The organism is Streptomyces sp. RKAG293 (assembly GCF_023701745.1).
GTDB lineage: Bacteria > Actinomycetota > Actinomycetes > Streptomycetales > Streptomycetaceae > Actinacidiphila.
Window position 1 is genome coordinate 5055490 of sequence record NZ_JAJOZB010000001.1, and the last position, 20656, is coordinate 5076145.

Sequence of the window (20656 nt, forward strand, 5' to 3'; positions counted from 1 at the left end):
TCGCCCCGCGGCCGCCTACGTTCGGGAGATGAGCCCCGACCTCCGCACCCTCGCCGAATCCGATCTGCCGGAATGGCTCCGCGCACTGAACAACGCGTTCCTGATGCCGCCGACCGTCGCCCCGGAGGAGGTCGCGGCCCGCAGGCCGGGGATCGACCTGGAGCGGACCCAGGGCGTGTTCGACGAGGGCCGCTGCGTGGCCACCTTCCGCAGCATGCCGCGTGAGCTCACCGTGCCGGGCGGCGGGCTGCTCGCCGCCAGCGCCGTCACCAACGTCTCGGTCACCGCGACGCACCGCAGGCGCGGGCTGGCGACCCGCATGATGTCGCGCGACCTGACGGACGCCAAGGAGCGCGGCGAGGCGGTGGCGATCCTGATCGCCGCCGAGTACCCGATCTACGGCCGCTACGGTTTCGGCCCCGCGACGTGGATCAACGAGTGGGACGTCGACGTCCCCCGGTCCGGTCTCGACCGCCGCTGGGCGGGGCCCGCCGAGGGCCGGGTCGATCTGATGACGCCCGCCGAGGTCCGCAAGATCGGCCCCGAACTCCATGAGCGGGTCCGGCGGCTGACGCCCGGCGCGATCGACCGCACCGACCGGTGGTGGGACCTGGACACCGGGCAGCTGGTCTTCCCGTCCAACCCCTGGAAGGAACTCTTCTACGCGGTGTACCGGGACGCCGCCGGCCGGGTCGACGGCCTGGCCACGTACACGATCAAGGAACACCGGTGGTCGAACAAGTTCCCCAACGTGACGCTGGAGACGGGCAAGCTGATCGCGGCCTCCCCGGCCGCCGAGCTCGCGCTGTGGCGCTACCTGCTCTCCGTCGACTGGGTCACCGAGCTGAAGTCCGGCTACCGCGCCCCGGACGACATCCTGCCCCTGCTGCTCGGCGACCCGCGCGCCGCCAGGACCGAGACGAACGCCGACTTCATGTGGCTCCGCGTCCTCGACACCCCGCGCGCCCTGGAGGCCCGCACGTACACCGGCGCCGGTTCCCTCGTCCTGGACCTGCACGACGCCGCGGACCTGGCCGGCGGCCGCTTCCGCCTGGAGACGGACGCCGACGGCGGGGCCGTCTGCACCCCGACCCGTGACGACGCCGACCTCTCCCTCGACATCGCCGAGCTGGGAACGCTGTACCTGGGCGACGAATCCGTCCTGCGGCTGACCGCCCTGGGCCGCGTCACCGAGGAACGCCCCGGAGCGGCAACCCGCGCGGACACCCTCTTCCGCACCCCCCGCCGCCCCTGGACCCCGGACGGCTTCTGACCGCCGGGCCCCACGGGGGCGGCCTACTGCGCCATCAGGATGGCGATCCCGGTGAGCGCGATGCAGGTGTAGGTCGTACCCCGGTCCTTGCGGTCAAGGGCGATCAGTCCGAAGACGACAGCCCAGGCGGCGCCGTACCTCCACTGGACGAACTGCTCGAAAGCGAATCCGAGAACGGGCATGGCAGGTCCCTCCTTCGTGGCGCTGAGCGGTGGCAGAAGGCGGGTGGTGGCGGTATGTCCCGTACGCCGTTGGACGGTTGATGACGCTGACCCCCGTTGCGCCAACTTCGACAACTCGTCTGCAAGTCAGAAGTCGACTGAGCTACTACTTCGTGTTTTCCCCAGTTGACTGAGATCCACAAACTCGAGTCAGTCAACTCCCATAAGTTGATGGAGAGTTGTAGCCTGGAGTGCATGAGTCCGAGTAGCTCGGGGACCGATGGGGCGGTGCCGCCGTTCCGGCGCATCGCGGATGAACTACGTGCCGAGATGGACAGCGGTGTGCTGGCCGCAGGCGATCAGATCCCGACCCAGGACGCCCTGAGCAGGCGGTTCAAGGTGTCCCGGGCCACCGTTCAACGGGCCCTGGACGAGCTCCGCAAGGATGAATACATCGACTCCCAGCGCGGCCGGGGGTCGTACGTCCTGCGCGGTGGGACCCCGTCCCGGCCGGACCACGAGGGGCGGTCGCATTCGGGGCCCGGGCCTGCGGGGGTGGAACTGGCCGAGCATCTCGAAGCCGCGTTCCGCGAGCCCCGGGTCACCCTGGACTCCTTCTCGCTCACCGCGGAGACCCTGAACTCGGCGTTGCAGGGCCCGCTCCGGAGCATCCAGGCAGGTGAGATCGACCCTCCGCAGTCCGTGACGGTGCGGCTGCTGCTGCCGGAGCCGGGCGCCCGGTTGGCCGTTCCGCGGCTCGTCGGCGACGCGGGTGACGGTCGCCCGATGGAGCGGCTGCGGCGGCTGGCGCAGAGCCACGCACTCGGCCTGCAGGGATCCGTGGGCCGGCTGGCGGACCTGGGCCTGGTCACGGAGGTGTCCGTCGAGATCAGATCCGTGCCGGTCAGCCCGGTGAACAAGCTCTACCTGCTCAACGGGACGGAAGCGCTCTTCGGCTACTACAAGGTCGTCGAGCGCACCGTGTCCTACCGCGGGAAGGACATGGAGATCTACGACTTCCTGGGGCTCGGGGCCACCCTCTTCCACTACTCCGCGGCCGGGGCCGGCCCCGACCCGTACAGCGCCGAATACGTGAGGCGGTCGCAGGATTGGTTCGATTCCATCTGGTCAACCATTGCCGAGCCGTTGAGACTCTTCGAGTGACCTTCCGCCCGTCCTCCGCCGTTGGCCGGCGGGCCCGTCGAGAACTCATAGCCGCCGCGGGATGTGTGCTGTTCGATTTCGACGGTCCGCTGGCCAGCCTCTTCGGCAACCACAAGGCGCACGAAGTGGCCCGCGTTCTCCGGCGCAGCATCGACAGCTGGGGGCTGGCACCGCCGTTGAGCGACCCGGACAACCCGCTCCAGGTGCTGCGGGACACGGCGCGGGCATACGAGGGCACCCCTTCGGCCCATCGGGTCGCCGAGCTGGACCGGCTCCTCACCACGGAGGAGGTCCGGGCCGCCGGCTCCGCCGTGCCGACCGAACACGCGCATGAACTGGTCGTGTGGCTTGTCGGACACGGCAAGAAAGTCGCGGTGACGACCAACAACTCCGCCGCCGCGGCTAATCTGTATCTGAGGCGCATGGGGCTGGCCGAGTTCTTCGGCGCTCATGTGCACGGGCGGCTCGGAGACACCCTCCTGATGAAGCCCGATCCGTCCTGCCTTAAAGAGGCGATGCGGACTACGGGCGCACGGGCTCGCGACTGCCTGATGATCGGCGACTCGGCCGACGACTGCAGCGCGGCTCAAGGAGCCGGTGTCACGTTCCTTGGCTATGCGAACGACGCCAGGAAGCAGCGGGAGCTGGAGGACGCCGGAGCCAGGCACATCACCGACGCGCTCGTGCATCTCTTCGAAGAACGCCGGCAGCCGTAACCGTGGTTCGTTAAGTGCGTACGGGGTCCGTTAAGGGTGACGTGGGACGGTGCTCGGCCACTACTGTCGACGCCACACACGCCGCGTGGGGCGGACGGTTCTCATCACATTTCTCATGAGCAGTTCTCCGACACCGTCAGACACCCTAGGAATCCGGTGACCACGACGACAGTGGCGAGGCTCCGTCCCCCAGCGGGATCGGACCGGGTGGAGGGCCCCTTTCCGGGCTACCACAATGTGACCTACGCGGTCAGGCCGGACGCCGTGTCCCGGCCCGGCCTGGGGTTCCACCGGCTGAAGCTGCGTGAACCGAGGCCCGGGGTCTTCTGGTTCGACCTGCGGTTGTTCTCTTCGGAGGACCAGCTGATCTCCGCGCTCCAGGGCCGTATCCCGCATATCCCGCCGGTCGCCTTCATCGACGAACACATGTCCACCACGGTCTTCATCGAGGGCCGGACGCTGGGCAGTCTGCGGAGCACGAGCGGCGGCAGAACGGTCGGTGCGGGATTTCTCGACCAGATCGAGAAGCTGTTCCAGCACCTCGTGGCGTGCGACACCGCCCGGCTTCCGGCGGAACGGCTTCGCCTGTGCAAGTGTGACGGGCTGCCCCGGGCGGAGAGTTCCACCGGATTCCTGCGCCGGGTCGTGCACTTCACTCTCGAACACGTCTATGCGCCGCACCGTGAAAGGTTCTCAGGTCTGCTGGCCGACCTCGATGTCCGCGAGGACGCGCTGAGCGCCTTCGAGGGCCGGCTGCCGGAACTGACCCCGCGCCCGTCCCGACTGCTTCACGGGGACCTGCACTGCGAGAACTTCATCGTGGACAACGCCGACGCGCTGTGGACCATCGACTGGGAACTCGCCCTGATCGGTGATCCGCTGTACGACCTCGCCACGCATCTGCACCTCATGCGCTATCCGAGTGCGCAGCGGCGCGAGATGATCGCGCGCTGGAAGCGGGCGGTGGGGGAGGAGGCATCGCGGGGGGCCGACGGGGATCTGCCGCACTATCTGGACTACAAGCGCGTCCAGTCCGTCATCACGGACGTCATCCGTGGGGCGACGGGCCTGGACGCCGCACTCGACTACGCGCAACTGGGCCAGGTGACCGCCGTCGTCGTGCGCGCGCTGCGGGCCGCGCAGGAGCCGCTGGGTCTGGACAAAGTCCCCTCCCGGGTGGCCGTGGAGGCCGCCTTCGAGGCCTGGCACCGGCGGCACGCCGCGCCCGTCACTGCAGGCCGAGGGCCATCCACTTGGACGGGTCGGTGAGGGGTTCGAAGCCGAGCTTGGCGTAGACGCCGTGGGCGTCGGCGGTGGCGAGGAGGATGCGGCGGAGGCCTGAGGGGGCTAGGTGGTCGCGGACGGCGGTCACCAGGGCTACGCCGAGGCCTTTGCCGCGGGTGGCGGGGTCGACGTAGACGTCGCAGAGCCAGGCGAAGGTGGTGTGGTCGGTGACGACGCGGGCGTAGGCGAGCTGGGTGCCGGAGGCGGTGTCGTAGAGGCCGAAGTTGAGTGAGTTCGCGATCGCGCTGTCCTGCTTCTCGCGGCTCCGGCCCAGCGCCCAGTAGGCGTCGGTGGAGAGCCAGTGGTGGATGCGGGCGGCATCCAGCCGGGCGGGGTCCGTCGAGATCTCATAGGTGTCGTCGTCCATGGCGGCGAGGCTGCCAGGCGGGGGCGGCGGCGTCGACCCGATATCGGGACGGCCCGGGGCGGTGCCGCACGTCGGTGCAGCGTTGCTTACCTGTTATGCGGAGAACTATTAACTGGACCTTGACTGTCGATGTGCGTCACGCTCGACGGATGGACCTAGACCGGCCGCTCGGCGGCATCCACGTGCCCTTGGTCACGCCCTTCGACGCCGACGGGACGGTGGCCGCCGCCGCGCTGGAAGGTCTCGCGCACAGCGCCCTCGACGGGGGCGCGGCCGGACTCGTCGCGCTCGGCACCACCGCCGAGGCCGCGACCCTCGACGCGGAGGAGCGCGGCACGGTCACCGCGATCGTCGGCAGGGTGTGCCGCGAGCGCGGGGCCTGGCTGACGGTGGGCGCCGGATCGAACGACACCCGGCGCTCCGGCGAGGAGCTGCGGGCGCTCGCGGGTACCGGGGCGGCGGCCGCGCTCGTTCCCGTGCCGTATTTCACCCGGCCCTCCGAGGCCGGGGTGATCGCGCACGTCGAGGCGCTGGCGGCGGACAGCCCGGTGCCGTTGATCATCTACAACATTCCGTACCGCACCGGGCAGACCCTCGGCATCGAGGCGCTGCTGCGGCTGGCCGCCCTCCCCGGCGTCGTCGGGGTGAAGCACGCGGTCGGCGGGATCGACCAGGACACGGTGGCGCTGCTCGGCGCCGAGCTGCCCGGCTTCGCCGTCCTCGCGGGCGACGACGTCTTCGCGCCCGCGCTGCTCGCCCTCGGCGCGGCCGGCGCCGTGCTCGCCTCCGCGCACCTGCTGACCGACCGCTGGGTGGAGCTGTTCAGGACCGGCGACCGGGCGCTGGGGCACCGGCTGGCGGCCCTCGCGGCGGCGGTGTTCGCCGAGCCGAATCCCACCGTCGTCAAGGCCGTGCTGCACGCCCATGGCCGCATCCCCGGACCCGGCGTTCGGCTGCCGCTGCTGCCGGCCGGCGGCCCATCGCTTGAGACGGCTCTCCGGGCATGGGACGCGGCGGGGGATACTCGGGTCCGTACGCACGCATTGATCGGAGAGGCGTCATGAGGATCGGAATCGTCGGAGCGACCGGCCAGGTGGGCGGAGTCATGCGCAAGGTGCTCGCCGAGCGCGCCTTCCCGGTGAAGGAGCTGAGGCTGTTCGCCTCGGCCCGTTCGGCCGGGAGCACACTGCCATGGCAGGACGGCGAGATCGTCATCGAGGACGCCGCCACGGCCGACTACTCGGGGCTGGACATCGTCCTGTTCTCGGCGGGCGGCGCCGCTTCCCGGGCGCTGGCGCCCAAGGTCGCCGCGGCCGGTGCGGTCGTCATCGACAACTCCTCCGCCTGGCGGCTGGACCCCGAGGTCCCGCTGGTGGTGTCCGAGGTCAACCCGCACGCGATCGCGGACCGCCCCAAGGGCATCATCGCCAACCCGAACTGCACGACGATGGCCGTCATGCCGGTCCTGCGCCCGCTGCACGACGAGGCCGGCCTGACCGCCCTGATCGCCACCACGTACCAGGCCGTCTCCGGCTCCGGCGTGGCCGGTGTCGCCGAGCTCGACGGCCAGATCCGCAAGATCGCCGACCAGGCCGCCGCGCTCGCCTTCGGCGGCGAGAACGTCGAGCTGCCGGAGCCGGGCGTCTACGCCCGCCCGATCGCGTTCAACGTGCTGCCGCTGGCCGGCTCGATCGTCGACGACGGCAGCTTCGAGACCGACGAGGAACAGAAGCTCCGTAACGAGAGCCGCAAGATCCTGGAGATCCCGGAGCTGAAGGTCTCGGGCACCTGTGTGCGCGTGCCGGTCTTCACCGGGCACTCGCTGCAGGTCAACGTGCGCTTCGAGCGGCCGATCAGCGTCGAGCGCGCCTACGAGCTGCTGGCCGCCGCCCCCGGCGTCGAGCGCTCCGAGATCCCCACCCCGCTGCAGGCGGCCGGCCAGGACCCGACCTTCGTCGGCCGGATCCGCCGGGACGAGACCGCGGAGAACGGCCTCGCCCTCTTCTGCTCCAGCGACAACCTCCGCAAGGGCGCGGCCCTCAACGCCGTCCAGGTCGCGGAGCTGGTCGCGGCGGAACTGACCGCCGCGCGCTGAGCCCGGCGCGCGCCCGACGCATTGACGCGTACGTGCTGACCGCCGTCAGAACGCCTTGCCGCTCTCCTCGGCGATCAGCACGTACGACGTCTTCCCGTCCAGCGACTCGCGGATGACGTCCGCGTGTCCGGCGTGCCGGGCCGCCTCCTCGATGAGGTGCAGCAGCACCCAGCGGGCGTTGACCCGCATGCCGGCCGGGAACCACGGCGCCTCCGGCAGCGGGACGCTTCGCTCCAGGTCCGGCAGGCCGAGGATGGTCTGCTCGGTCTGCCGTGCCACGGCCTCGTACTCCTCCAGCACCCCGGCCACGGTCTCGTCGCCGACCAGCTGGAAGTCCTCGTGCCAGTTCGACTCGTCGCGCTTGCGGGCGGGCGGCCGCCCCATCAGCGTGGTCTGGACCCAGTTGTCCTCGCAGCCCAGCGCGTGCTTGATCAACCCGCTCAGCGACAGCTCGCTCGCGCTCGGCCGGGACGCGGCCTGCTCGTCGGTCAGGCCGAGGACGGCCCGGCGCAGGGCGCCGCGCTGTGCCTCCAGGAAGGCCAGCAGGGCATCCCGTTCGCCCTGTTCGCCGGTCTTTCCCGTGCGCACCAGTGTCGGCATGACGGCCACCTCTCGTTCGGTCTCGATGTCTCGACTCTAGGAACCCATGCGGTCAGGTTCTGTCCGCATCCACGCACCGGCATCTGCACGCGGACACGGGGAAGGTGTCAGGTGCCGAGCAGCCGGCGCGGGCCCGGCCCCTGCTCGCCGAGGGCGTCGTGCGGATTGGCCAGCTGGCACTTGTCGATCGACAGACAGCCGCAGCCGATGCAGTCGGTGAGGTGGTCCCGCAACTGCTCCAGCTGGGCGATCCGGCTGTTCAGGTCGTCGCGCCAGCACTCCGAGACGTTCGCCCAGTCCGCGCGGTTCGGCGTCCGCCCTTCCGGCAGCAGACCGAGGACCTCGCGGATCCGCGCCAGCGGGATGCCGACCCGCTGCGAGACCCGGATGAACGCGACCCGGCGCAGCGTGTCGCGGCTGTAGCGGCGCTGGTTCCCCGAGGTGCGCCGGCTGCGGATGAGCCCCTCGCGCTCGTAGAAGCGCAGCGCGGACGGGGGGACGCCGCTGCGGTCGGAGAGTTCACCGACAGTGGCTTCCTTGGCGTTCCAGGGGAGTTGGGTCATGGCCGTCACAGTAGCGCCCGACTTGAACCAACGTTGAGGTATCGGCCCGTGGACGGCCCGCGGACCCCTGTCGGGAGGGGTCGCCGACCCCTCCCGACACCACCCGGAAAAAACTTTCGCGGACGTGTCGATCCTGACGTCTCCCGTTCGACGCATCAGTAGGAGCAGGGTTCGGAAGACGGAAAACGTACGAGAAGGAGCCATCGCGATGCGCTACATGATGATGCTGAGGATCGAAGAGAACACCGACATGGTCCCCAGCGAGCAGCTGATGGAGGACATGGGCAAGCTCATCGAGGAGATGACGAAGGCCGGGGTGCTCCTCGACACCGGCGGTCTGCGGCCGACCGCGGAAAGCACCCGCATCCAGCTCTCCGGCGGCAAGCTGACCGTGATCGACGGGCCCTTCGCCGAGGCGAAGGAGGTCATCGGCGGGTACGCGATGATCGAGGTGAAGAGCAAGGAGGAGGCGCTGGAATGGGCCTCGCGCTTCCTGCGGATCCACGGTGACGAATGGGAGATCGTGTCGGAGATCCGGCAGATCGAGGGGCCGAACGACTGACCGCCTCCGGCGGCCCGCCGCACTCCTCCCGGGGAAGGTTGCCGTCGCACTGACGAGGGTGCTCTGATGGGTCGCCATGACGGAACCCAGCGCCCGCCCCAGCGCCCGCTCCGACGCCCACCGTGCGATCGAGGCGGTATGGAGGATCGAGTCGGCGCGGCTCATCGCCGGTCTCGTACGGCTGGTACGCGACATCGGCCTCGCCGAGGAGCTGGCGCAGGACGCCCTCGTCGCGGCGCTGGAGCAGTGGCCCGGGTCGGGCGTCCCGGACAATCCGGGCGCCTGGCTCATGGCCACCGCGAAGCACCGCGCGATCGACCTCCTGCGCCGTAAGGAACGGCTCGCCCGCAAGATCGACGTGCTCGGGCACGAGATGGAGACCGCGGGGCGCGGTGAGGCGGCCGACGTCGAGGCCGTTCTCGACGGTGACATCGAGGACGATCTGCTGCGGCTGGTCTTCACCGCCTGCCATCCGGTGCTCTCCACCGAGGCGCGCGTCGCCCTCACGCTGCGGCTGCTGGGCGGGCTGAGGACCGAGGAGATCGCGCGCGCGTTCCTCGTCCCGGAGTCGACGGTCGCCCAGCGGATCGTGCGGGCCAAGAAGACGCTCGCCGAGGCCCGCGTGCCCTTCGAGGTGCCGGCCGGGCCGGAGCTGGGCGACCGGCTGGCGTCCGTCCTCGAGGTCATCTACCTGGTGTTCAACGAGGGGTACGCGGCGACCGCAGGCGACGACCTGATGCGTCCCGCGCTCTGCGCGGAGGCGCTGCGGCTGGGCCGCGTGCTGGCCGGGCTCATGCCGAAGGAGCCCGAGGTGCACGGCCTCGTCGCGCTCATGGAGATCCAGACGTCCCGGTCGGCGGCCAGAACGGGACCGGAGGGCGAGCCGGTCCTGCTGCTCGACCAGGACCGTTCGCGCTGGGACCTGCTGCTCATCCGCCGCGGGTTCGCCGCGCTGGAGCGGGCCGCCGTGCTCGGCGGGCTGCCCGGCCCGTACGCGCTGCAGGGCGCGATCGCCGCCGGCCACGCCCGCGCCCGCACCCCGGAGGAGACCGACTGGCGGTCGATCGCCGGGCTCTACGAACAGCTCGCCGCGCGCGCTCCGTCACCCGTCGTGGAGCTGAACCGCGCGGTCGCCCTCGCCATGGCGTACGGACCGGCCACCGGGCTGGAGCTCGTCGACACGCTGACCTCCGAGCCGTCCCTGGCCGGCTACCACCTGCTGCCGACCGTCCGCGGCGATCTCCTCGCCCGGCTCGGCCGCTACGAGGAGGCAGGTCAGGAGTTCACCCGCGCCGCCGCCCTCACCCGCAACGCCCGCGAGCGCACCCTGCTGGAACAGCGGGTGGCGGAGTGCGACCGCCGAAGGGCCGGAACCGCCCCGGCGGGGTGAGGCGTTAGGCCGTGACGGCTCTCACACGGAGCAATCGAGCCTTTTGCAAGCGATGTGCTTGCAATAGTTAGCAACGATGGTGCAGCATCGGGACATGGCTTCACTGAACGTCGGCAACGTCGGCGAGTACCTGCGGGAGCAGCGGCGCAATGCGCAGCTGTCGCTGCGGCAGCTCGCGGACGCCGCCGGGGTCTCGAACCCCTACCTCAGCCAGATCGAGCGCGGGCTGCGCAAGCCCAGCGCCGAGATCCTGCAGCAGCTCGCTAAGGCGCTGCGGATCTCCGCGGAGACCCTGTACGTCCAGGCCGGAATGCTCGAGGAGCGCGACCGGGACGAGCTGGAGGTCCACGCGGCGATCCTGGCCGATCCGACGATCAACGAGCGGCAGAAGCAGGTGCTGATCCAGATCTACGAGTCGTTCCGCAAGGAGAACGCCGTGGTGGAGGAGCCGGTGCCCGCGGAACCGATGCCGGCGGGCTCGATGCCGGCGGACCCGTCGCCGGCGGACCCGATGCCGGCGGCCCCGGTGCAGCCGAAGACCGCTTGACCGGCGCGTATGGCAGCGCGCCCAGCAGACCGTACGCATGACCACGCGCCGACAACCCCGTCCGGGAGGACCCTCATGGCGATCACCGATGACATTGTGAAGACGCTCAAGGACCCGACTCCGCTCTACGCGGTGGCCGGCACCGCCGACCTCGCCGCCGAGAAGCTGCAGCGGGTGCCCGCGCTGATCGAGAAGATCCGCGCCGAGGCCCCTGAGCGGTTCGAGAAGATCCGCAACGCCGACGCGAAGGTGATCCAGGACCGCGTCACCGCGCAGGCCAAGGACGCCCAGACGAAGGTCACCGAGGCCTTCGGTTCCGTCGAGCTGGACCTGAAGAAGATCGGCGAGTCCGTCCAGGACTTCGCGCTCCAGGGCGTCGGCCGGGCCGCCGAGGCGGCCGTGAAGGTCCAGGAGACCTACGGCACGCTGGCCGAGCGCGGCAAGGGCGCCGTGGCGACCTGGCGCGGCGACGTGGCCGACGAGATCGAGGAGATCGCCGTAGCGGTCGAGCCCGACCCGCGGCCGGCCGCCCAGCCCGCCACCGCGGCGGAGGCCTCGGTGCCCGCCCCGGCGAAGAAGCCCGTCGCGAAGAAGGCCCCCGCCAAGAAGCCGGCGGCCAAGCCGGCCGAGTAGGGGACGCCGCACAGCAGGACGGGCCGGGCACGCAGCGCGTGCCCGGCCCGTTGTCCCTGCAGTACCGGTACGGTGGCGGCGACGGTTTCCCGGGCGTAAGGACGAGCCCGGCCATACGGACAAGGCGGTGGACGGCGTGCTGATCACGGGGTTCTTCGGGGTTCTGGCCCTGTTGTCATGGGCGCTGTTCCTCTTCGCGCTCTTCGCGTTCATCGACTCCGCGGTCCGCCGCGAGGACGCCTACCGCGCGGCCGACAAGAAGACCAAGCCGTTCTGGCTGATCGTTCTCGGGCTCGCCGCCGTGGTGATGAAGTTCTTCTCGATCTTCTCGTTCCTGCCGGTCATCGGCCTGATCGCGGTGATCGTCTACATGGTCGACGTCCGCCCGGCCCTGAAGCAGGTCTCCGGCGGCGGCCGGGGCGGCCGGCGCGGTGGCGGCAGCAGCAGCGACGGCCCGTACGGACCGTTCAGCCGCTGAAGGCCGCGGGGACCCTGTTCAGCCGCTGGACCGCTGGATCTGGGCCGGCAGGCCGAGGATCCGGGCCGGGGCGACGCGGTCGAGCAGCACGACGGCCACATCGTCCGTCAGCTCCCCGCCGTTCAGCTCGCGTGCCTCGGTGACGGCCGCGTCCAGCAGGTCCTCACCGCGCAGCCCGCCGGCCAGCTGGCGGGTGATCATCCCGATCATCCCGTCCTGGCCGAGCCGCTGGGTGCCCTGGCCGATCCGGCCCTCGATCAGCCCGTCGGTGTAGAGCATCAGGCTCCAGGACGTGCCCAGTTCGACCTCGATCCGGCTCCACGCGGCCTGCGGCAGCAGCCCGAGCGCCGGGCCGCCCGCCTCGTACGGCAGCAGCCGCGGCACTCCGTCGGCGCCGGTCAGCAGCGGGGCCGGGTGCCCGGCCAGATACAGATCGGCGCGCCCGCCGTCCGGCGCGATGTCCAGCGTGCAGAGCGTCGCGAAGATCTCGTCGTCGGCGCGCTCGTTCTCCAGCACCTTCTGCAGGGTGCTCAGCAGCAGGTCGCCACTGAGCCCGGCGAACGTCAACGCCCGCCAGGCGATCCGCAGTTCGACACCGAGCGCGGCCGCGTCCGGGCCGTGCCCGCAGACATCGCCGATCATCGCGTGCACCGTGCCGTCCGAGGTGCGCACCGTGTCGTAGAAGTCGCCGCCGAGCAGTGCGCGGCTGCGCCCCGGCCGGTACCTGGCCGCGAACCGCAGATCCGCGCCGTCCAGCAGGGGGGTGGGGAGCAGTCCGCGTTCCAGCCGGGAGTTCTCCTGGGCGAGCAGCCGGGTCTCGGTGAGCTGGCGCTGTGCGAGGTCGGCGCGCTTGCGCTCGACGGCGTAACGGATCGCCCGGGTCAGATGGGAGCCGTCGAGCTCGTCGCGCGAGAGATGGTCCTGCGCGCCGATCCGTACCGCCTCACCGGGCTCGCCCACCTCGCCCGCACCATCGCCGGTCAGCACGAGGACGGCCGTGCTGGGCGCGAGGCGCAGCAGCCGGCGCAGGCTCTCCAGCCCGTCGCCGTCGAGGACCAGCAGCACGCAGTGCACGTCGTCGGTGAGCAGCCGCTCGGCCTCGGTGAGATTGCGGGCCCTGCGGATGCGCACCCGGGTCCCGGCGCCGTCGAGCAGCTCGGGCGCGGTGAAGGTGCCCGCCGGATCGTCACCGATGACCAGCAGCGTCAGCGCCGGCACGGAGGCGTCCTGGCGCTGCCGGGGCACGGGCAGCACGGCGAAGCCGTCCGCCTCACCGGCGCGCGGTACCTCTGTTGCGGTCATCGGACTGATCCTTCCCTCCCCCCGAGGGTCATTGACAGGCGACCATAGCGGCAGCGCGCGGTGTGGCGGGAGGCCACGAGGTAAACCGCCTGTGTCATATGCAGCGGTCAGGAGGGGATTTCAGCTCCGATACGACGATCCGGGCATGACAAACGTCACCCGGCCTCCGTACTTCATTCACAACATGTGCAACATCGGTCACCCGGGACGGTCACCCGGGACGGTCACCCGGGACGGTCACCCGGGACGGTCACCCGGGACGGTCACCCGGGACGGACCACGCCGAGGATCCGCATGGAGCCCGCCCCCGCCATGGTGACGTTCCGGCCGGGCCGCGGGGCGTGCACGATCGCGCCGTCCCCGACGTACATCCCGACGTGGCTGGCGTCGTCGAAGTAGATGATCAGGTCCCCGGGACGCATCAGGTCGACCGGCACGTGCGGCAGCAGCCGCCACTGCTCCTGCGACGTCCGTGGAATGTTCCGGCCCGCCGCCGCCCACGCCTGCTGGGTCAGCCCGGAGCAGTCGTACGAGGACGGCCCGTCCGCGCCCCACTCGTACGGCCTGCCGATCTGCGCCGCCGCGAACGCCACCGCCCGCCGGCCCTGCGCGCTCGCGTCGCCCGCCGCCTTGGGCAGTTGTGCCAGCTTCTTCGCCTCGTCGCTCCGCGTCCACGCCAACTGCGCCTGGTACGCGGTCTCGTCCTCCAGCCGTTGCAGCCGCAGGCGCTCCTGCTCCTTCAACGAGGCCAGCAGCGCCTTCGCCTGCGCGAGCCGCGACTCGACCCGGGCCTTGGCGGCCGCGGACTTCTTCCGGGTCTCGACCAGGGCCTCCCATTCGGCGGTGGCCGCGTGGGCGTAGCCGTCCAGCGCCGCCTTGGTGGACTTGAGGTCGCTGATGGTGGTGTTCGCGGCCCGCGCCCCGCGTTCCGCCAGGCTCGCGTCGTCCAGGAACGTGTCGGGGTCGGAGGACAGCGCGAGCTGTATCTCGTCCGGCATCCCACCGCCGCGGTACTGCGCCCGCGCCATCGCCCCCACCTGGTCGTTCAGCGTGCCGAGCCGCGTCTGGGCGCTGTCCAGCGAGATGGCGAGGGAGACCAGGTTCTGCTGCTGCGCGAGTACCTTCTCCTCGGCCGCGTTGAACGACTCGGTGGCGGCTTCCGCCTGGCGGTAGAGGGTGTTCACCTCGGCCTGCACCTGGGCGAGCGTCCTGGGCCGGTCGGCGTGCGCCGCCCCGGGCACCGCCAGCGTCGCTGCCGCGCAGAGCAGGGCCGTACACAGGACGGTCGCGCTGCGCGATGGTTTCGCCGCCATCGTCACCACCTCGAATCTGACGGATCGTCAGGATTGGCACATGGGTGGGGATGGTGCCACGGGGTGCCGCAATGCGACAGAGGCAGAAGGGAATTGGCGGCGAGGTCGTGCGGGCCGGAACCACGCCCGGTGCCGCGCCAGGGCGTGTCGGACCTGCGCCCCGCGCGGCGCCAGGGCGTGTCAGAGCCGCGCGGCGCCAGGACGTGTCAGGCCTGCGCCCCGCGCGGCGCCAGCGCCTCCCAGCGCACCGTGACCTCGCCCTGCCGCCAGCGGTCCGCGCGGTCCGTGACGGGCCAGCCGCTCTCCGCCAGGAGGCGCACACTGCGGATCCAGCGCTGTCGCGCGCCGAGCGACGCGAACGGCGCCGCCGTCGCCCACGCCCGGTCGAACTCCGACAGGAACGCGTGCACCGGTTCGCCCGGGACGTTCCGGTGGATCAGCGCCTTCGGCAGCCGCTCCGCCAGATCGGACGGCCGGTCCAGCGATCCCAGCCGGGTCGCGAACGTCACCGTGCGCGGCCCCTCCGGCCCGATCGCCACCCACACGTGCCGGCGGCCGATCTCGTCGCAGGTGCCCTCCACGAGCAGCCCGCCGGGCGCCAGCCGGGCCCGCAGCCGGTCCCAGACGGCCGGCACCTCGTCCTCGTCGTACTGCCGCAGCACGTTCGCCGCCCGGATCAGCACCGGCCGTCGACCTCCCCCAGGCCCGCTCCGGGTGGTGCCTCCGGGCAGCGTCACTTCGAAGCCGCCGTGCGCGAACGTCAGCCCGTCCCGCCGGTACGGCTCCGCCGCGGCGACCCGGGCCGGGTCGATCTCCAGCCCGACCACCTCGGCATCGGGCCGGACGGTACGCAGCCGCCCCAGCAGCTCGACGGCCGTCCACGGCGCCGCCCCGTACCCGAGGTCCACCGCCACCGGATCGGCCGCCCGCCGCAGCTCGGCCCCGTGCGCGAACGCGATCCACCGGTCCATCCGGCGCAGCCGGTTCGGATTGGTGGTGCCTCGGGTGATGGTGCCGACGGGTCTCGCCATGGTCCGACTTTAGGTGCTGGCACCACGGGCGCAGGCGCGCGTGCATCGGGCCCGGCCCCCGCATCCCACGAAAAAGTTCGGCAAAGCGGAAATGGGAACGGTCCGTTCCGGCGTTCCACGGTTGAACGGACCCGTCCGGCCGAATGGAGAGCGGCGTGACCCAGCACATGGCACGGCTCGGTGCCCTGCGCGGCTACGCGCAATCGCGTGGTCACGCGCAGTCGCGCCGACTGCGCTGGCCCGCCCACGGCCGCAACGCGCCACGCCGAGTGGCGATGCTCAGCGTGCACACCTCGCCCCTCGACCAGCCCGGCACCGGCGACGCCGGCGGGATGAACGTCTACATCGTGGAGCTCGCGAAGCGCCTCGCCGAGATCAACATCGAGGTCGAGATCTTCACCCGCGCCACCACCGGCGCCCTGCCGCCCACGGTGGAGCTCGCCCCCGGCGTCCTCGTCCGGCACATCGACGCCGGCCCCTACGAGGGGCTGGCCAAGGAGGAGCTGCCCGCCCAGCTCTGCGCCTTCACCCACGGGGTGATGCAGGCCGAGGCCGGCCACCGCCCCGGCCATTACGACCTCGTGCACTCGCACTACTGGCTGTCCGGCCATGTCGGGTGGCTCGCGGCCGAGCGCTGGGGCGTCCCCCTCGTGCACGCCATGCACACCATGGCGAAGGTCAAGAACGCCGCGCTCGCCGAGGGCGACACCCCCGAGCCGGCCGCCCGCGTGATCGGCGAGACCCAGATCGTGGAGGCCGCCGACCGGCTGATCGCGAACACCGACGAAGAGGCGGACGAGCTGGTCCGCCACTACGGCGCGCAGCCGGCCAAGGTGGCCGTCGTCCATCCGGGGGTGAACCTGGACCGGTTCCGCCCGGCCGACGGCCGGGCCGCCGCCCGGGACCGCCTCGGTCTGCCGCAGGACGCCGTGATCCCGCTGTTCGCGGGCCGCATCCAGCCGCTCAAGGCCCCTGACGTGCTGCTCCGCGCCATCGCGGTCCTCCTGGACGAGGACCCTTCACTGCGCGAGCGGCTGGTCGTCCCGGTGGTCGGCGGCCCCAGCGGCAGCGGCCTCAGCAAGCCGGAGCGGCTGCACAAACTGGCCGCGCGGCTCGGTGTGAGCGACGTCGTACGGTTCCAGCCGCCGGTCGACCAGCAGCGGCTCGCCGACTGGTACCGGGCCGCGACGGTGCTGGTGATGCCCTCGTACAGCGAGTCCTTCGGCCTGGTCGCGATCGAGGCGCAGGCCTGCGGCACCCCGGTGATCGCCGCGGCCGTCGGCGGGCTGTCGGTGGCGGTCAGGGACGGCGAGACCGGCTTCCTGGTCCCCGGCCACGACCCGGCCGACTACGCGCGGGCGCTGCGCCGCTTCATCGACCAGCCGCACCTCGGCGAACAGCTGGGGGAGGCCGCCGCCCGGCACGCCCAGGCGTTCGGCTGGGGGAGGGCGGCGGCGTCGACCGCCGACGTCTACACCGACGCGATGCAGGAACACCGCCGTCACCTACGATCGGCTCATGGCTGAGCAGCGGCAGACAGCACGAGCGGGACAGGCCGAGCAGGCCGCCCGCGACACCGTCGAGCGGGCGCTCAAGGAGGCCGGGCTGGAGTGGGAGAGCCCGCAGCCCGGCACCTTCGTCGCCAAGATCCCCGGCACCCGCAAGCTGTCCACTACCTGCTCGCTGATCGTCGGCAAGCACACGCTCTCCCTCAACGCGTTCGTCGTCCGGCACCCCGACGAGAACCAGGAAGCGGTCTACCGCTGGCTGCTGGAGCGCAACCTCCGGCTGTACGGGGTGAGTTACGCGATCGACCGGCTCGGCGACGTCTATCTCACCGGCCGGATCCCGCTCACCGCCGTGACCGCCGACGAGGTCGACCGGCTGCTCGGCGCGGTCCTGGAGAACGCGGACGGCTCGTTCAACACGCTCCTCGAACTCGGATTCGCGGCTTCGATCCGCAAGGAGTACGCCTGGCGCGTGTCGCGCGGTGAGTCGACGCGCAACCTGGACGCGTTCACACATCTGACCGGCGCTGACAAACCGCCGGCGACGGACGACTGACCGCACGGCGGCGCACGAGCTGCAGCTCCACCACCTAATACGGTCCGACCCCTTCCCGTCGCCCGTAGGGGCATGGCACCCTCATGCCGTCGCACATCTGAATAGCGTTCAGATACGTGAAAGGCGGGGTCATGACGATCAGTCGTAGGAGACTGCTCACGGGAGCCATTCAGGTCAGCACGGCGGCGGTGGCCGCCACCGCGCTCGGCGGCCGCACCGCCTTCGCGGCGGCACCGCCGTCGACCGGCGTGCCGTCCCCCCTCTGGGCGGAGTTCAAGGCCGCGCCCTACACCCACCCGCAGATCCCGAACGTCGCCCGCGCGGGCTACAACGGCGGCGAGCGGAACTTCCCCCGCCGCCCCGTCCGCGCCAACGTCCTGCAGTACGGCGCCAAGCCGGACGGCTCCGCCGACGCCGCACCCGCCATCAACCGGGCCATCGCCGACGTCGGCAAGCGCGGCGGCGGCACGGTCCTGCTGCCGCGCGGCACCTACCGGATCGACGACGTCATCCAGCTCGGCTGGAGCAACGTCACCCTGCGCGGCGAAGGCAGCGGCACCACCAAGCTCTTCGCGACGCGCTCGCTCACCGAGATCATCGGCGCCTACGGCAGCCGCTACGGCGGCAACAAGTCGTCCTGGTCCTGGGCCGGCGGCCTGGTGTGGGTCTGCCCGCGCGAGCGCTACCGCACCCTCACCGACGCGATCAAGGCCAAGGCCTGGCCGTTCGAGGGCTGGACCGGCAACAAGCGCGATGAGTGGCAGACCCTCGCCACCATCACGGCCGTCGCGAAGCAGGGCGACTTCACCGTCACCGTCGACGACCCGTCCCGCCTCCGGCGCGGCGACCGCGTCCTGCTCCAGCTCGCGGACGACGCCGCGCACAGCCTGCTGGACCACATGGCGGGCGACGTGGACGGCGCCGCCAGCTACGACTGGTCCGACAAGACCAAGGTGCTCTCGTACGTCCCCTACGAGTGGCCGGCCCGCGTCACCGGCATCCGCGGCCACCGCGTCACCCTCGACCGGCCGCTGCCGCTCGACACGCGCCTGGGCTGGGCCCCGAAGCTGACGACGCTCATCGACCCCGTGGTCAACTCCGGTGTCGAGGGCCTCACCATCGAGATGGTGGAGACCCCGCAGGCCCAGCATCTGCTCGACACGGGCTACAACGGCCTGGTCCTGCAGTGCGCTTGGGACTGCTGGGCGGACGACGTGCATGCCGTCAACGTCGACAACGGCTTCCTGCTCGTCGCCGCGAAGGCCTCGACGCTCCGCCGCACCCGCGTCTCCGGGCGCGGCAGCCACCACCCGTACTGCTGCCGCGAGGGCTCCCACGACAACCTGATCGAGGACTTCGCCATCGACCAGCGCACCGTCATCCCCGCCCCGGCGGGCACCCAGCTGCACGGCATCAACGTCGAGGGCCTGTCCAGCTACAACGTCTGGTCGCGCGGGCGGATGGACATGGGGACGTTCGACACCCACCGCGGGCTGCCGTTCGCCAACCTCCGCACCGAGATCACCGTCGTCAACGACGGCCAGCACGGCGGCGACGCCAGCGCGGGGCCGCTCTACGGCGCCCGCTTCACCCACTGGAACGTCACCGTCGCCAACGGCCGCGCGGGCTGCATCAAGATCGACGACATCGCCCCGTACAGCGCCACGGTGGGCATCTCCGAGGTCACCCCGTTCGGCCAGATCGACGTCCCGGACTTCACCGGCCCGCTCCACTCCCGCCTGGAGTCCTACGGCACCCCGGCGGTCACCCCGCCGAACCTCTACGAGGCCCAGCGCCACCTCAACGGCTGCTCCTGACGGCGGCAGCGGATGCCGGTGCCGGCCCGGAGGCCGGCACCGGCCCCTCCACCTCCACCACTTCCACCAGTACCTCCGCGGTCCTGACCGTTCCCCGCGTCCGCAGCAGCGCCCAGTACCCGGCCGCGGCGACCGTGCCGACGACCGCGCAGGCTCCCCACGCCGCGTCGCCGCCCCAGTGGTCGAGGGCGAAGCCGCCGGCCAGCGGGCCGACGAAGGACGCGGCGGACCAGGAGAGCGAGAACATGCCCTGGTAGCGGCCGCGGGCCCGCGCCGGCGCGAGGTCGGCGACCACCGACATCGAGGCGGGGGCGTGCACGATCTCGCCGAGCGTCCAGACCGTGACGGTGAGGGCGTAGAAGCCGACGGAGCCGGCGAAGGCGGTCAGGCCGAAGCCCCAGCCCATCAGCAGGGTGCCGGCCGCGAGCAGCGCGCCCGGGCTGCGGCCGGTCATCATGCGGGTGACCGGGATCTGGAGCAGCACGACCAGCAGTCCGTTGAGGCCGATGACCAGCCCGTACTGGCTCGCGGTGAACCCGGAGCGGCCCATGTCGACCGACAGGGTCGTGGCCCCCTGCTGGCCCACGGTCCCGAGCAGGAAGGTCAGCCCGACCAGAGCCATGAACCGCCGGTCGCGCAGCACCTGGCCGAGCCCGGCCGGCTCCTCGTCCACGGTCGCCGAGGCCTCGACGGCCGGCAGCGTCTCCTTGACCTTCACGAAGACGACGACCGCGCACAGCAGGGTCATCAGCGCGTCGCCCAGGAAGAGCCAGACGTAGCCCTGGGCGGCGATGAGCCCGGCGACGCCCGCCGAGACCCCGAAGCCGATGTTGATGGCCCAGTAGTTGAGGGCGAAGGCCCGCACCCGGTCCTTGGGCGGTACGAGATCGGCCAGCATCGCCTGGAGGGCGGGCCGGGAGGCGTTGCTGGTGACGCCCACGAGCCCGGCGACCGCCGCGATGGCCACCGGGTGCGTGACGAAGCCGAGCAGGGCGGTGACCGCGGCCGTGCCGAGCTGGGCGACGAGCATGGTGGCGCGCCGCCCGACGCGGTCCGCGAGGACGCCGCCGACGACGGAGGCGATCGATCCGCCGAGCCCGTAGAGGGAGGCGACGAGGCCGGCGTAGGAGGCGGAGAAGCCCCGGTCGACGGTCAGGTAGAGGGCGAGGAAGGTGACGACGAATCCGCCGAGCCGGTTGACCAGCGTGCTGGTCCACAGCCACCAGAACTGGCGCGGAAGCCCCGACATGGTTTCGCGCACAGCCCGTCCGACGTCCGGCACTCAGGCCCCCTGTG

The 20656-nt window shown here is 71.5% G+C and carries 22 protein-coding genes; 14 read left to right on the top strand and 8 right to left on the bottom strand.

Features of this window, described 5'->3' with window-relative positions; genetic code table 11:
* Positions 1-28: 28 nt before the first annotated feature.
* The gene (locus LNW72_RS22510) at positions 29-1273 is read left to right on the top strand and encodes a GNAT family N-acetyltransferase (protein ID WP_250977055.1); all 1245 of its coding nucleotides are present in this window, start codon (positions 29-31) and stop codon (positions 1271-1273) included.
* Between the two features lie 23 nt (positions 1274-1296).
* Here the strand turns inward: LNW72_RS22510 and LNW72_RS22515 are convergent, their stop codons facing one another.
* On the bottom strand, positions 1297-1455 hold the full coding sequence (locus LNW72_RS22515) for a hypothetical protein (RefSeq protein WP_187144965.1): 159 nt from the start codon (positions 1453-1455) through the stop codon (positions 1297-1299).
* Positions 1456-1689: 234 nt separating this feature from the next.
* Between LNW72_RS22515 and LNW72_RS22520 the strand changes: the two genes are divergently transcribed.
* From LNW72_RS22520 to LNW72_RS22530, 3 genes are all read left to right on the top strand, one after another.
* A complete protein-coding gene (locus LNW72_RS22520; protein WP_250977056.1) occupies positions 1690-2598 on the top strand; it encodes a GntR family transcriptional regulator in 909 nt (302 codons plus the stop codon).
* 65 nt (positions 2599-2663) lie between these two features.
* The gene (locus LNW72_RS22525; RefSeq protein ID WP_250977057.1) at positions 2664-3314 is read left to right on the top strand and encodes an HAD-IA family hydrolase; all 651 of its coding nucleotides are present in this window, start codon (positions 2664-2666) and stop codon (positions 3312-3314) included.
* 207 nt (positions 3315-3521) lie between these two features.
* Entirely contained in the window at positions 3522-4583 is a 1062-nt protein-coding gene (locus LNW72_RS22530) for a phosphotransferase (protein WP_250977058.1), read from the top strand.
* On the opposite strand, the gene LNW72_RS22535 is transcribed toward LNW72_RS22530, so the two are convergent.
* The gene (locus LNW72_RS22535) at positions 4543-4965 is read right to left on the bottom strand and encodes a GNAT family N-acetyltransferase (RefSeq protein WP_250977059.1); all 423 of its coding nucleotides are present in this window, start codon (positions 4963-4965) and stop codon (positions 4543-4545) included. The genes LNW72_RS22530 and LNW72_RS22535 overlap by 41 nt on opposite strands.
* Before the next feature lie 149 nt (positions 4966-5114).
* Between LNW72_RS22535 and LNW72_RS22540 the strand changes: the two genes are divergently transcribed.
* Both LNW72_RS22540 and LNW72_RS22545 read left to right on the top strand, forming a co-directional pair.
* Positions 5115-6029, top strand: coding sequence for a dihydrodipicolinate synthase family protein (locus LNW72_RS22540; RefSeq protein ID WP_250977060.1), 915 nt, complete (start codon positions 5115-5117; stop codon positions 6027-6029).
* Complete coding sequence (locus LNW72_RS22545; RefSeq protein WP_250977061.1) at positions 6026-7060, top strand: aspartate-semialdehyde dehydrogenase; 1035 nt, start codon at positions 6026-6028, stop codon at positions 7058-7060. Before LNW72_RS22540 ends, LNW72_RS22545 begins: the two co-directional genes overlap by 4 nt.
* 45 nt (positions 7061-7105) lie before the next feature.
* Here LNW72_RS22545 and LNW72_RS22550 read toward each other — a convergent pair whose 3' ends face one another.
* Complete coding sequence (locus LNW72_RS22550; RefSeq protein ID WP_250977062.1) at positions 7106-7660, bottom strand: DinB family protein; 555 nt, start codon at positions 7658-7660, stop codon at positions 7106-7108.
* A gap of 107 nt (positions 7661-7767) precedes the next feature.
* Complete coding sequence (gene soxR / locus LNW72_RS22555; RefSeq protein WP_250977063.1) at positions 7768-8223, bottom strand: redox-sensitive transcriptional activator SoxR; 456 nt, start codon at positions 8221-8223, stop codon at positions 7768-7770.
* Between the two features lie 208 nt (positions 8224-8431).
* On the opposite strand from soxR, the gene LNW72_RS22560 reads away from it, so the two are divergent.
* The 5 genes from LNW72_RS22560 to LNW72_RS22580 all read left to right on the top strand — a co-directional run bounded on the left by LNW72_RS22560 (position 8432) and on the right by LNW72_RS22580 (position 11833).
* A complete protein-coding gene (locus LNW72_RS22560; RefSeq protein WP_250977064.1) occupies positions 8432-8785 on the top strand; it encodes a YciI family protein in 354 nt (117 codons plus the stop codon).
* 76 nt (positions 8786-8861) lie between these two features.
* Entirely contained in the window at positions 8862-10175 is a 1314-nt protein-coding gene (locus tag LNW72_RS22565) for an RNA polymerase sigma factor (RefSeq protein ID WP_250977065.1), read from the top strand.
* A gap of 94 nt (positions 10176-10269) precedes the next feature.
* Positions 10270-10722, top strand: coding sequence for a helix-turn-helix transcriptional regulator (locus LNW72_RS22570; RefSeq protein ID WP_250977066.1), 453 nt, complete (start codon positions 10270-10272; stop codon positions 10720-10722).
* Between the two features lie 75 nt (positions 10723-10797).
* Positions 10798-11355 carry a hypothetical protein gene (locus LNW72_RS22575; RefSeq protein WP_250977067.1) on the top strand — a complete coding sequence of 186 codons (558 nt, stop codon included), beginning with the start codon at positions 10798-10800 and terminating at the stop codon, positions 11353-11355.
* Positions 11356-11491: 136 nt separating this feature from the next.
* Complete coding sequence (locus tag LNW72_RS22580) at positions 11492-11833, top strand: DUF2516 family protein (protein ID WP_250980263.1); 342 nt, start codon at positions 11492-11494, stop codon at positions 11831-11833.
* Between the two features lie 18 nt (positions 11834-11851).
* Here the strand turns inward: LNW72_RS22580 and LNW72_RS22585 are convergent, their stop codons facing one another.
* From LNW72_RS22585 to LNW72_RS22595, 3 genes are all read right to left on the bottom strand, one after another.
* Positions 11852-13135 (bottom strand): response regulator, encoded by a 1284-nt coding sequence (locus LNW72_RS22585; protein ID WP_250977068.1) that lies wholly within the window; start codon positions 13133-13135, stop codon positions 11852-11854.
* A gap of 263 nt (positions 13136-13398) precedes the next feature.
* On the bottom strand, positions 13399-14448 hold the full coding sequence (locus LNW72_RS41250) for a C40 family peptidase (protein ID WP_285369688.1): 1050 nt from the start codon (positions 14446-14448) through the stop codon (positions 13399-13401).
* Between the two features lie 206 nt (positions 14449-14654).
* A complete protein-coding gene (locus tag LNW72_RS22595) occupies positions 14655-15479 on the bottom strand; it encodes a class I SAM-dependent methyltransferase (RefSeq protein ID WP_250977069.1) in 825 nt (274 codons plus the stop codon).
* Positions 15480-15634: 155 nt separating this feature from the next.
* Here LNW72_RS22595 and mshA point away from each other — a divergent pair, with 155 nt between their 5' ends.
* The 3 genes from mshA to LNW72_RS22610 all read left to right on the top strand — a co-directional run bounded on the left by mshA (position 15635) and on the right by LNW72_RS22610 (position 19360).
* A complete protein-coding gene (gene mshA / locus LNW72_RS22600) occupies positions 15635-17005 on the top strand; it encodes a D-inositol-3-phosphate glycosyltransferase (RefSeq protein WP_374117312.1) in 1371 nt (456 codons plus the stop codon).
* Positions 16998-17543, top strand: a complete 546-nt coding sequence (locus tag LNW72_RS22605) for a YbjN domain-containing protein (protein ID WP_250977070.1) — start codon at positions 16998-17000, stop codon at positions 17541-17543. Before mshA ends, LNW72_RS22605 begins: the two co-directional genes overlap by 8 nt.
* A 131-nt stretch (positions 17544-17674) precedes the next feature.
* Complete coding sequence (locus LNW72_RS22610) at positions 17675-19360, top strand: glycoside hydrolase family 55 protein (protein WP_250977071.1); 1686 nt, start codon at positions 17675-17677, stop codon at positions 19358-19360.
* Here the strand turns inward: LNW72_RS22610 and LNW72_RS22615 are convergent.
* Complete coding sequence (locus LNW72_RS22615) at positions 19344-20609, bottom strand: MFS transporter (protein ID WP_250980266.1); 1266 nt, start codon at positions 20607-20609, stop codon at positions 19344-19346. The two genes, LNW72_RS22610 and LNW72_RS22615, sit on opposite strands and share 17 nt — an antisense overlap.
* Positions 20610-20656: the final 47 nt, after the last annotated feature.